This window comes from Gemmatimonadaceae bacterium (assembly GCA_030647905.1).
Classification (GTDB): Bacteria; Gemmatimonadota; Gemmatimonadetes; order Gemmatimonadales; family Gemmatimonadaceae; genus UBA4720.
On sequence record JAUSJA010000030.1, the window covers coordinates 1 to 10867 of the forward strand.

The window sequence follows — 10867 nt, forward strand, 5'->3', positions numbered from 1 at the left end:
CGCGGCGCACGGGATCGAAGGCGCTGAGGGTAACGGCGTCCGGGGTGTCATCTATGATGAGGTCCACCCCGGTGGCGCTCTCCAGGGCCCGGATATTGCGTCCCTCTCGACCGATGATGCGGCCCTTCATCTCGTCGTTCGGAAGCGCCACCGCCGAAACCGTAGTCTCGGCCGTCTGCTCGGCGGCGATCCTTTGAATGGCGAGAGCGATGATCTTTTTCGCCTCGCGGTCGGCGTTGCGGCGGGCGGTTTCACGAATGTCGCGAATGCGGTTGGCCGCATCGGCCTGCGCCTCGTCAACCAGCCGCTGCACGAGCTCGGCCTTGGCTTCCTGGGCGGAAAGCCCCGCCAGCTGCTCGAGGCGACGGCGCTCGTCGGCCAGCAGCCGATCCAGCTCCTGCTCGCGCGAGGAGAGAGCTTCCTGCCGGCGGCCGACGTCAGCGGTGCGCGCGGATGCCTCCTTTTCGCGTTGCTCGAGGAGGTCGTACTTGCGGTTCAGAACCGTCTCACGCTCCTGAACGCGATGCTCTTCGGCCTCTATCTCTTCGCGGCGCTTGCGGGCTTCGAGCTCCCAATCCTCGCGGAGACGGATGAGCTCTTCCTTTCCGCTGAGGACTGCGCTCTTGCGCAGCGATTCGGATTCGCGCGCCGCTTCGTCGAGAACGCGTTTCGCGGTCTCTTCAGCAGTTGATTTCGCCTGTAACTGCCGGGCCAGCTCGGATTTGGTGCCCGCCCGACGCCCAACAAAGAAAAAAACCGCGGAGGCTAGAGCAATGATTCCAGAGCCAACCGCGGCAATCCATGCCGTTTCAGTCATTTACCAGATCTATGCAGAGCCCGCGGCATGGCCACAGGCGGCCCCAAGCGCGCCGGAAAGTCGTCGCGTATCTGGGGGTAAACTAACTCTTACGCTTGGCCGGGGGGAGCCAGGGTCTGATTTCGTCGCTGAGAGCGTTCATATCCGCGGCGAGGGCCTCGCATTGCTCGCGCACCTCGAACAGCTCGCCAGCGATGCGGAGGGCGGCAAGAATAGTGGCCTTGTGGCTTTCGATCCGCGCACCGGACTCCATCGTCTCGGTAATGAGTTGATCAACGTACGCGGCGACGGCGCGGGTGTGTTCGGGGGAGGTCTCGGTGCGGAGCGTGTACTCGCCGCCCAGAATGGTGACCGTCACCACATTCTTGCGGGCGGTCACGTTGCGGCTCCCTCATGCTGCTGCCGGAGGAAGCGGACGCGATCGAGAACCTGGCGGGTTCGGGCGCGCGCCGATTCGAGGCGCTTTTTCAGCTCGGCGTTTTCCATCTCCAGTTTTTCCACGCGCTCGGGGCTGATGCGCATGCCGCCCGCGGACGGATCGATCGCCTTGACTCTCGCCTCCGCCTGAAGCGCGCGGCGACGGAAGCTCGCCAGCTCATCGCCAAGATGGCGAACGAGCTGCTGAAGCTCGTCGAAGGCAAGCGTGTCAGGACGTTCGCTGTCTGATGCCAAGTGTACTCTCGAGTGTTCCCAGGATTTTTGCCGTGCGGCCCTGAATCTCCCTGTCGCGTAGTGTGCGCTCCGGATGCCGGAAGGTCAATCGCCAGGCAAGACTGCGCGTCCCCGCCTCGACTCCGGCACCGCGGAATTCGTCGAATACATCGAGCGATTCGAGCAGATCGCCGGCCGAGCCCCGAATGGCCTCCGCCACCAGTGCCGAGGTGATTTCGTCCGGTACGAGCAGCGCGAGGTCAACCTCGATGGCCGGCATGTTGGCGATGGCGGTGTACCGCTTTTCCGAGGCGCCCGTTGCAGTAGCGGGGAGATCGATCTCCACGCCGAACACGGGAGTGGCCCAGACTGGTGCGTCGAGCACGAGGCGGGATACGGTGCCGACCGTGGTTCCATCGGCAGATACAGTCCACAACGCGTCTCCGACGGAGGGAGAACACTGAATGGCGGCGTCAGGATAGGCCACGCCGGCTATCGCTTCGGCAAGTCCTTTCGCGTCCCATTCATCGTAGTGAGGAGGACGTGGCTCGGTGAAATGCGCCGGCCGGCGGTCGCCCGTGACAACGGCTGCGGCGTGAGTTCGCTCTACCGGCGCGCCGGACGCTGCTTCACGCTCAGTCGTGAACACAGTCCCGATCTCGAACAGGCGAATGTTGCGCTGCATGTGGGCGAAGTTGTATTCGGCTCGTCGCGCAAGCGAATCGAGAACGCTCGCCCGCAGGTACGCCTCGTCCTCGGCGAGCGGGTTCCGGACGCGATGCGATTCGGGCCCTTCGCGGACGAACGGCATTGGCCGGGTCTCCAGCAGACCGGCGGCGATGAGCTCCGACCGGACGCGCCGCGAGACAAGCTCGAGCGGCGCATCGGGGACCGTGCCCGGGCGGAACGGCCTGATCTCCGACGAGAACGCGTCGTACCCGTGCAGACGCGCAATCTCCTCGATCAGCTCGATCTCCCCCGTGACGTCCGCGCGGAAGCTCGGAGGCGTCACGACCATCTCGTCGCGCTCGCGCGTCACCGCGAAGCCGACACTCTCGAGGAAACGCTCGATGCCGTCCGCCGGAATTTCCTCGCCGAGCACGCGGGCGACTCGCGATGGACGCAAGTGGATTGATTGTGGCGTCTCGCGCGGCTGAATCGAATCCGTCGGCGTTCCCTCCAGTACTCCGCCCGCCACGCGGGTTATCAGCTCGGCAGCATACTTCACGAGATCGGGAATCGCCTCCCTGTCCACGCCGCGCTCGAAACGGTAGCTGGCGTCGGTAGATACACCGAGCTTCCGTCGCGTCGCGCGGATGCGGCGGGGATCGAAGGCGGCGACCTCGAGCAGGATGTCTCTCGTGTCGGCGCTGACTTCACTTCCCTTCCCGCCGATGACGCCGGCGATTGCCTGTGCGTGTGCGGCATCTGCGATGACGGTCATGTTATCGTCGAGCTCGCGTTCGACGCCGTCGAGCGTCACGAGCCGCTCTCCTTTCGTCGCGCGGCGCACAACGACCTTGCCGCCACCGAGCTTCGCGAGATCGAACGCGTGCATCGGCTGGCCGAAGCCGTGGAGCATGTAGTTCGTCACGTCCACGACGTTGCTGATGGATCTTGCGCCGATCGCTTCGACGCGCGAGGCAAGCCATTCGGGGCTCGGTCCGACCTGCACTCCGCGAATGGTCGCAGTCATGTAGCGCGGCGCACCTTCGGTGTCTGCGACCGTGACAGTGACCGAGGGAGTCGTGGTCGGCGGAACCGCGTGAGTAAGCACGGCGGGCGGATAATGCGGGTGATGCAGTTCCGCGCCCGTAGCGGCCGCGATCTCGCGCGCGAGTCCGTGATGCGAGAGCAGATCGGGACGATTGGGCAGCACGTCCACGACGAGGCGTGTATCGCCGGCCGGCATGACGTCGAGGAACCGCGCACCGGGCTCGGCCTGCACATCGAGCGCGAGAATGCCCTCGTGGTCAGTGCCCAGCCCGAGCTCGCGCGCCGAGCAGAGCATTCCCTCCGACACCTCGCCGCGAATCTTCCGTTTCTCAATCCTGAGACCGCCGGGCAGTACCGCCCCCACCGGCGCGAATGGATAAAGAGTGCCCGCTTTCACGTTTGGTGCGCCGCACACAACGTCGTGCAGCACTCCGTCGCCCGCGTCCACTTTCGTCACCCAGAGATGTTCGGAGTTGGGGTGTCTTGCCGCCTCGACCACGCGTCCGACGACGATGCCGGCGAGGTCCTGACGCAAGGCGATGACATCCTCGACCGTGGCGCACCGCGCGGTAAGCAGATCGCGCAGCTCGATGGGTGAGAGATTGCAATCCACGAAGTCGCGGAGCCAGCGATACGAAACGTTCATTCCGCGAACTGCTCCAGGAAGCGCATGTCCGAATCGTAGAGCAGTCGGATGTCCGGCAGTCCGTACCGCTGCATCGCGATGCGTCCGGGACCCATGCCGAACGCCCACCCGATGTACTTCTCGGCGTCAACTCCGGCGGCAATGAGAACGTCGGGATGCACCATGCCGGAGCCAAGGATCTCCATCCAGCCCGTGTTCTTGCAGCCGGCGCATCCGCTGCCGTGACACAGCTGGCACTCGACGTCCATCTCCGCCGACGGCTCGGTGAACGGGAAGAAGCTCGGGCGGAAACGCGTGCGCGTCTTTCCGAAGAAGCGATTCGCGAAGTGAGTGAGCGTCGCCTTCAGATCCACGAAGCTGATGTCTTCGTCCACCGCCAGTCCTTCGAGCTGCGCGAACATTGGCGCGTGCGACGCGTCGAAGAAGTCGCGGCGATAGACGTTGCCTGGCGCGAGTATGCGAATGGGCGGCGGATAGTTCTGCAGCGTGCGGACCTGAACGGGCGACGTGTGCGTACGGAGAAGCACGTCGTCGCCGAGGTAGAGCGTGTCGTGCATGTCCATCGCCGGATGATCGCCCGGGAAGTTGAGCGCACCGAAGTTGTACCACTCCGTCTCGGCTTCGGGGCCGAGCGCGATGGTGAAGCCCAGCTCGCGGAAGATCTCTTCGATCTCCTCGATGACGACGGTGACCGGATGACGACCGCCCTTCCACCGGCGGCGGGCGGGCATCGTGAGATCGGTAGGCGAAGCGTCGCCCGTGCTGGTCGAGACGGCGGCGACTCGCGCCGCGAGGGCATCGTCGATCGTCACCTTGACGCGATTGACCGCGGCGCCGGCGGCCTTGCGATCCTCGGGAGCGAGCGCCGGAAGCTCCTTCATGAGCACGCCAAGCTCTCCGCTCTTTCTGCCAAGCAGATGATTGCGCGCGGCTTCCAGCTCCGCGGCGGAGGTCGCTCCGGAGATCAGCGCTGCAGCGCGGGCATCCAGCGCTTCAGCGGCTTGTACGAACTGGTCGAGCGTCACGTGGCGTGTGCGGCGTGTGCGGCCGTGATGTGATGAAATGACAAAGGGCGGCCCCGGAACGTCTTGCCAGGTTCCCGGACCGCCCTCGAAGCCGAATCAGGGATCAGGCTGCCGACGAGAGGGCAGCGCGTGCTTTCTCGGCGAGCGCGCCGAAAGCGGCCGCATCGTGGATCGCCAGATCCGAAAGGATCTTCCGGTCTATCTCGATGCCGGCCTGCTTGAGGCCGTTCATGAAAACACTGTAGCTCATGTCGTGCTGGCGCGCGCCGGCATTGATGCGGACGATCCAGAGCTTTCGGAAATCGCGCTTCTTGTTCTTGCGATCGCGGTACGCATACTTCCAGCCGCGCTCCACGTTCTCCTTTGCGGCCTTCCAAAGCTTGCTCCGGGCGCCGAATGCACCACGGGCAGCCTTCATCACCTGCTTCTTGCGCTTCAGGCGCACTACGTTCGATCTGACGCGAGGCATTGTGTGTCTCCCTTATGCCTGCAAGAGGCGCTTGAGTTTCTTCTCTTCGCCGCGCACCGAGATGGTGGTTGACTGACGGAGGCGGCGCTTCCGCTTCGAGGTTTTCTTCGTGAGGATGTGGCTCTTGAACGCCTTGAGGCGTTTCACCTTTCCCGAGCCCGTGATCGAGAAGCGCTTTCTCGCTCCCCGATGGCTTTTCATCTTCGGCATTTGCTTTCTCTATTGGTTGTAGTGACGGTGTCCGGGGCGCCTACTTCGGCGCGAGGATCATCGTCATGAACTTTCCTTCGAACTTCGGCTCCGTCTCGACCTTCGCGACGTCCGCGAGCTCCTGAGCGACCCGATTCACGACTACGCGTCCCAGCTCGGGATGCGCGATCTGACGTCCGCGAAACATCAGCGTCACCTTCACCTTGTTGCCTTCGCCCAGAAACTCGCGCGCGTGGCGCGTCTTGGTGGCAAAGTCGTGCTCCTCGATTCCAGGACGGAACTTCACTTCCTTGAGATGGATCACGTGCTGCTTTTTCTTCGCCTGCCTGGCCATCTTGGCCTGCTCGAACTTGAACTTCCCGTAGTCCATGATGCGTACGACGGGCGGACGGGCAAGCGGCGCTACTTCGACCAGATCCAACCCCTGTTCCACCGCGGCGGCTAGTGCGGTCTCGACGTCCATGATTCCGAGCTGCGCGCCGTCGGCTGCGATAACGCGGAGCGGGCTGATGCGAATCTGCCTGTTCACGCGCACGCGTTTTGTCGTGTCCTGAATACTCGCTACCTCAATGAAAGAATTAGGCTCGAGAAACGAAAAGCGCGGACCCTTGAAAGAGCCCGCGCGCAGACGGAGCCAAATGGACCTTCGGCGCCGAGTGGCTTGAACTCCTGCAGCACGCCTCGCTCGAAGACGAGGGCCAGAGGGTGAGGCAGCCCGCCCGGGCCGCCCGCTTGTCGTTTTGTAACTGGCTAAGGATAAACGAGTTGGCCCCTGCGTGCAAGCGCGGTCAGGCAGGTTCGGTCAGGCAGGTTCGGGCTTGAGCCGGTAACTCTTGCCATCGTGCTCGACCCGACCCCACGGGATCGTCGCGTCGTGCTCGAATATCAACAGCCAGTTCTCCTCCTCCGCCTGCCGGAGAATCCTCCTCTTGGTTTCCAGCGTCACGAGCGGCTCGACGTCGTAGCCCATGATCCACGGAAGCGGCAGGTGGGCATGGGTCGGAAGCATGTCCCCAAGATAGAACGCGCGCTCGCCTTCGGACTCGATCATGACACTCTGATGATATGGAGTGTGGCCGGGAGTCGGAACGACGCGGATCCCCTTCACTATCTCCTTTTCCCTGCTTACGAACTCGAACCGGTGCGCCTTGACCACGGGAATGAAATTGCGCTCGAAATAACTCGCCGCCGTGCGCTCGTTGGTATGAGTCGCGTAATCGTACTCGCCGCGCTTCACTATGTATCGCGCTCTCGGAAAGGACACGGCAACCTCGCCGTGCTCATCGAGATACGTGTTGCCGCCGGCGTGATCGAAATGCAGGTGCGTGTTGATCACGATCCCCACGTCCGCCGCAGCGACGCCCAGCTGCGCGAGCCCGTCTTCCAGCGACGTGCGGCCATTGCCCCCTTCGTTCTCGATTCCGTAGATGTCCTTGAATTTCTGGTCTTCCTTGTTGCCGGCGCCGGTATCCATGAGAACAAGACCCGACGCGTGCTCGACAAGCAGGCATCGCATCCCGAGCTGGATACGGTTGCGCTCGTCGGCGGAAACGCGTCTTTCCCAGAGCGGCTTGGGGACGACGCCGAACATTGCACCTCCGTCGAGGCGTTGACCTCCGGCTTGAATCGCGTGCACCGTCAGGCCGCCAATCTTTCGAGTCCGCACGAGCGGCAGTGGCTTCATGCGGTCGTGTCCCGGTTCACAGGCGACGGGAATGCACTTCTCCGCTTCTTCTTCGCCCGGGGGGAGCGCGCGCCGAGCAGAAGATCGAGGTCTTCCCACGTCGTGCATCCGCGCTGAGCGGCGTCGTCAAGCAGCCGGATCAGGCAGTGGGCCGTGGCGAGAGCATCACCGGCAGCGCGGTGCCGGCCGGCGATCTCGACGCCGTAGTAATTCGCCACGTAGTCGAGCGATCTCCGTGGAAGATGTGGCAAAAGGCGTCGCGCGAGGCGCACGGTGCATAGCCGGCGTCCGAACAGCTGCGTGCCCGATGCGCGGTTGATTTCGTGGGAGACGAACTTCCAGTCGAACGCGGCGTTGTGCGCGACGAAGACATTTCCCGCCAGCGCCTGCATGACTTCCGGCGCGATGACGGAAAACGTCGGCGCGTCCTTCACCATTTCCCAGCTGATATTCGTCAGCTGCGTGATGAACCGGGGAATGGATCGCTCCGGATTCACGAGCGTCTCGAACATTTCCTTCACTTCCCCGTCGCGGACGATGACCGCGGCAATCTCGGTGATGCGATCGGCGGGTGGGCGTCCGCCCGTCGTCTCGACATCCACGACGGCATACGACAGCCCGGCGAGCGGCTGAGCCGGGAGTCGCAGCGTCGTCAGCGTCCACCTGCCGAGCGGATCGCACACGAACTCCGGACGTCCCGCGAACATCGCCTGAGCCATGTGCTCGGCGACGATCCGCGGTGCCGCCGGAAGATTGCAGATGTGACCGATGAGATCCACGACGTCCGCCGGCCCCTTCTCGAGGTACTTCGCGGCGCGGTCCGTCAGCAGGGTCGGCTCGGGCCGGCTCCGAATGCCTCCATACGTCATGTCCACGGGTCGTCCCTTACGATCGGGCAGGTCATGCAGCGAGCACCGCCACCGCCACGCACGAGCTCGCCGCCGTCGAATGTGATAACGGCCCGCTCGTTGTCCGCGATCTGTTCGCTCCCGTCGAGAAACGCCCCGGCGGACACGATCGTGAATCCTGTTTTCTGCATCTCTCGAAGCGTCGCCTCGTTCCTCGAATACGACAGCACAAGTCCGGGACGCAAGGCGACGAAGTTGCAGCCCGATGACCACTGCTCGCGCTCCTGCGTTATCCGCCGGTCGCCACCGCAAAGTATGGGCTCCATGGGAATTCCGCACGCCTCGAGCGCGTGGAAGATGCCGGGCATTTCCTTCATTGACCCCGTCGTCTTCTTCCAGTGGAGAATTGACAGCCGCTCGGGCCCCATGAAATGTGGCGGATGAACGACGCAGAGGTCGCGGTCCACCTGCGTGAAGATCATGTCGAGATGGATCGCCGTCTGCTCCTTCGGCATGATCACGACGATCACGTCGGTGATCGCGGTGTGCTCGAACAGGACGCTGACGAGGTTATCAATCGCCGCCGGACTCGAGCGGTCGCTGAACCCGATCATGAGCGTGTCGCGCCGGAGCGGGTGGACGTCTCCGCCCTCCAGCGTGTGATTCATCCGGTGCTCCCGCGAGCCGTCGTAGAGAATGCCGGCGTTCGCCACGCGCGGGTTGAAGCGGAAGATCGCCTTCATGATGAGCTCTTCGGTCCACCGGACGCCGTAGCGCATGGAGCCGATCATCATGTGATCGTTGATTCCCATCGCCACGTCGCGCGTGAAGAACAGGTTCGGCAGCGGTGGCAGCATGTAGCCCGTCTCGTTGAGGGCGCGAGTGAGTTGTCCCGGCATCTCCTGCTTCCCTTCTATGAGAGTGCGCACCAGGTCCCGGGGCTCCATATCCTCCAGCTCGCGGGACAACGGTTCCGACGAAATAATGTCGAGCGTGTCCCTGATGAGCCGCTGCTTTGTGGTCTCGTCGCTCAGCACTTCCGCGAGCAGGTCCCGCACGTGGTGGACGCGACAGAACCTCTCGAGGATGGCGACGAACCGCCCGTGCTCGCGACGGGCCTGCGCCAGGTCCACGATGTCGTCGTAGAGGTAGTCGGCGCGGGTCGAGGGGGTTACGGCGAGCAACTCGTTTCCGGGCGAGTGCACCAGAACCTCCCGGAGCCAGCCGATCTCTGAGCTTACATGTACTGCCATCGCATCCAACTTAACGGTGAAGCGGACAGTCGGTCTTCCTGTTGCCGGTAAAGACATGGCTGCCTAACTTGTGAACTAATTCACAAGCATAGCCGCCAGTGAGACGGATCGCCGAATCAACTGTTCGCAGACTTTCAATTTACCTCAGCTTCCTCGAAGAGATCGAGGCGCGGGGTGTCCCGACGACCTCCAGCGGCGACCTGGCGAAACTGGGCGGCACAACCTCCGCACAGGTGCGGAAGGACCTCTCCTTCTTCGGGTCGTTCGGCAAGCGGGGACTCGGATATTCGGTGCCCGAGCTGTCTTCCCGCCTCCGCGAAATCCTCGGACTTGGCCGCCAGTGGCGGGTGTGCATCGTCGGAGCGGGAAAGATCGGTGCGGCCCTGGCGAGGTACGCAGGATTCGCCCAGCGCGGGTTCCTCGTTACCGGTCTGTATGACAGCGATCCGGCGAAGATAGGGCACAAATCACGCGGAATCACGGTCAGAAGCACCGCCGATCTGGAGCGCGACATCGAATCGGGGCGATACGACATCGCGGTCCTCACTGTCCCCGCCGAGAGCGCGCAGCCCATCGTGGATCGCGTGGTGAAGGCCGGTATCAAGGCGATCCTGAGCTTCGCGCCTGCGCAGATCACGGCTCCTCCCGACGTCGAGCTCCGGACGGTGAACATGGCGATGGAGCTCGAAGGCCTCACCTTCGCTCTGACCAACCGGCTCAACGAGCGTTGAACCTCTACGAGCGGGCCGCGTTGCTCGCCCGCATGAGTGCGGCCAACTGGTCGGGCGACAGAGTCTCGGGACGCGAGCGCGGATCTATGGCTAGATGATCCAGCACGGACGCGGACTGCTCGGCAGTGAGCTGGCCGGCCGAGCGTAACCCATTCACGATCTGTTTTCTGCGCATGCCGAACAGCGCCTGCACGAATGCGCGGAAAGGCGCCACCTCGTCTGAAGAGATGATCGGATCGGAGCGCGGTGTCACGCGAATGATCGCCGAACTGACCCGTGGAGGCGGCCTGAAGGCGCCGGGGGGAACGTCCCGCAGAATCTCGGCGTTGGACAACGCTTGCACGTTTACGGACAGTGCACCGTAGGATCGCGAGCCGGGCGGTGACACGATCCTGTCCGCGACCTCACGCTGGACGAGGAAAACAGCGTGGCGCGGAAAAGGCGGCTTGAGCACGTGGAAGAGGATCGGGGTCGTGATGTAATACGGGACGTTGCCCGCAACGACGAACGGTCCATCCACGAGCGACGCGATGTCCACTTCCAGAACATCATTCTCGATGATCGTCACTCGCGGATTGTCCGCGTAGCGCTCGCGCAGTGCCGCACTGAGAGCACGGTCTATCTCGATGGCGATGAGTGGATCGGGTCGCGCCGCAAGCAGGTCGGTGAGCGCTCCTCTGCCTGGCCCGATCTCCACCACGGTGTCGCCGGGCGCTGGCTGAATCGCGCTCGCGATTGCCTCGAGCGCGGACCGGTCAGCGAGAAAATGCTGTCCGAATTTCCTGAGAACCGGTGGACCGGCGCGCCGTTCGCGCAC

13 protein-coding genes are annotated in these 10867 nt (G+C 63.6%); 1 reads left to right on the plus strand and 12 read right to left on the minus strand.

Annotation, left to right across the window (positions count from 1 at the left end; all coding sequences use genetic code 11):
• The 11 genes from Q7S20_10380 to Q7S20_10430 form a co-directional block, all read right to left on the minus strand.
• Nucleotides 1-817: Rnase Y domain-containing protein (locus Q7S20_10380; protein ID MDO8502238.1), on the minus strand; the 817-nt coding region annotated here is incomplete at its 3' end.
• Between the two features lie 82 nt (nt 818-899).
• Nucleotides 900-1196: a cell division protein ZapA gene (locus tag Q7S20_10385; GenBank protein ID MDO8502239.1), complete on the minus strand. Its 297-nt coding sequence runs from the start codon at nt 1194-1196 to the stop codon at nt 900-902.
• Nucleotides 1193-1489: a hypothetical protein gene (locus Q7S20_10390; GenBank protein ID MDO8502240.1), complete on the minus strand. Its 297-nt coding sequence runs from the start codon at nt 1487-1489 to the stop codon at nt 1193-1195. Before Q7S20_10390 ends, Q7S20_10385 begins: the two co-directional genes overlap by 4 nt.
• Nucleotides 1464-3830 carry a phenylalanine--tRNA ligase subunit beta gene (gene pheT / locus Q7S20_10395; protein ID MDO8502241.1) on the minus strand — a complete coding sequence of 789 codons (2367 nt, stop codon included), beginning with the start codon at nt 3828-3830 and terminating at the stop codon, nt 1464-1466. The genes Q7S20_10390 and pheT overlap by 26 nt, the downstream gene beginning before the upstream one ends.
• The gene (pheS, locus tag Q7S20_10400; GenBank protein ID MDO8502242.1) at nt 3827-4855 is read right to left on the minus strand and encodes a phenylalanine--tRNA ligase subunit alpha; all 1029 of its coding nucleotides are present in this window, start codon (nt 4853-4855) and stop codon (nt 3827-3829) included. The genes pheT and pheS overlap by 4 nt, the downstream gene beginning before the upstream one ends.
• A gap of 103 nt (nt 4856-4958) precedes the next feature.
• Entirely contained in the window at nt 4959-5324 is a 366-nt protein-coding gene (gene rplT, locus Q7S20_10405; protein MDO8502243.1) for a 50S ribosomal protein L20, read from the minus strand.
• 12 nt (nt 5325-5336) lie between these two features.
• A complete protein-coding gene (gene rpmI / locus Q7S20_10410; GenBank protein MDO8502244.1) occupies nt 5337-5534 on the minus strand; it encodes a 50S ribosomal protein L35 in 198 nt (65 codons plus the stop codon).
• 40 nt (nt 5535-5574) lie between these two features.
• Nucleotides 5575-6069 carry a translation initiation factor IF-3 gene (infC, locus tag Q7S20_10415; protein MDO8502245.1) on the minus strand — a complete coding sequence of 165 codons (495 nt, stop codon included), beginning with the start codon at nt 6067-6069 and terminating at the stop codon, nt 5575-5577.
• A 267-nt stretch (nt 6070-6336) separates the two neighbouring features.
• On the minus strand, nt 6337-7218 hold the full coding sequence (locus tag Q7S20_10420) for an MBL fold metallo-hydrolase (GenBank protein ID MDO8502246.1): 882 nt from the start codon (nt 7216-7218) through the stop codon (nt 6337-6339).
• Complete coding sequence (locus tag Q7S20_10425; protein ID MDO8502247.1) at nt 7215-8087, minus strand: 3'-5' exonuclease; 873 nt, start codon at nt 8085-8087, stop codon at nt 7215-7217. Before Q7S20_10425 ends, Q7S20_10420 begins: the two co-directional genes overlap by 4 nt.
• Nucleotides 8084-9271, minus strand: coding sequence for an arginine deiminase family protein (locus tag Q7S20_10430; GenBank protein ID MDO8502248.1), 1188 nt, complete (start codon nt 9269-9271; stop codon nt 8084-8086). The genes Q7S20_10425 and Q7S20_10430 overlap by 4 nt, the downstream gene beginning before the upstream one ends.
• Before the next feature lie 146 nt (nt 9272-9417).
• Between Q7S20_10430 and Q7S20_10435 the strand changes: the two genes are divergently transcribed.
• Nucleotides 9418-10050 carry a redox-sensing transcriptional repressor Rex gene (locus Q7S20_10435; GenBank protein MDO8502249.1) on the plus strand — a complete coding sequence of 211 codons (633 nt, stop codon included), beginning with the start codon at nt 9418-9420 and terminating at the stop codon, nt 10048-10050.
• A gap of 4 nt (nt 10051-10054) precedes the next feature.
• Here Q7S20_10435 and rsmA read toward each other — a convergent pair whose 3' ends face one another.
• A complete protein-coding gene (rsmA, locus tag Q7S20_10440; protein MDO8502250.1) occupies nt 10055-10867 on the minus strand; it encodes a 16S rRNA (adenine(1518)-N(6)/adenine(1519)-N(6))-dimethyltransferase RsmA in 813 nt (270 codons plus the stop codon).

Excerpts from the sequence above, each read along its gene's own strand:
- Q7S20_10425 (MDO8502247.1), bottom strand. The coding sequence starts at position 8,087 with ATGACGTATGGAGGCATTCGGAGCCGGCCCGAGCCGACCCTGCTGACG.
- rplT (MDO8502243.1), bottom strand. The coding sequence starts at position 5,324 with ATGCCTCGCGTCAGATCGAACGTAGTGCGCCTGAAGCGCAAGAAGCAG.
- rpmI (MDO8502244.1), bottom strand. The coding sequence starts at position 5,534 with ATGCCGAAGATGAAAAGCCATCGGGGAGCGAGAAAGCGCTTCTCGATC.
- Q7S20_10420 (MDO8502246.1), bottom strand. The coding sequence starts at position 7,218 with ATGAAGCCACTGCCGCTCGTGCGGACTCGAAAGATTGGCGGCCTGACG.
- pheT (MDO8502241.1), bottom strand. The coding sequence starts at position 3,830 with ATGAACGTTTCGTATCGCTGGCTCCGCGACTTCGTGGATTGCAATCTC.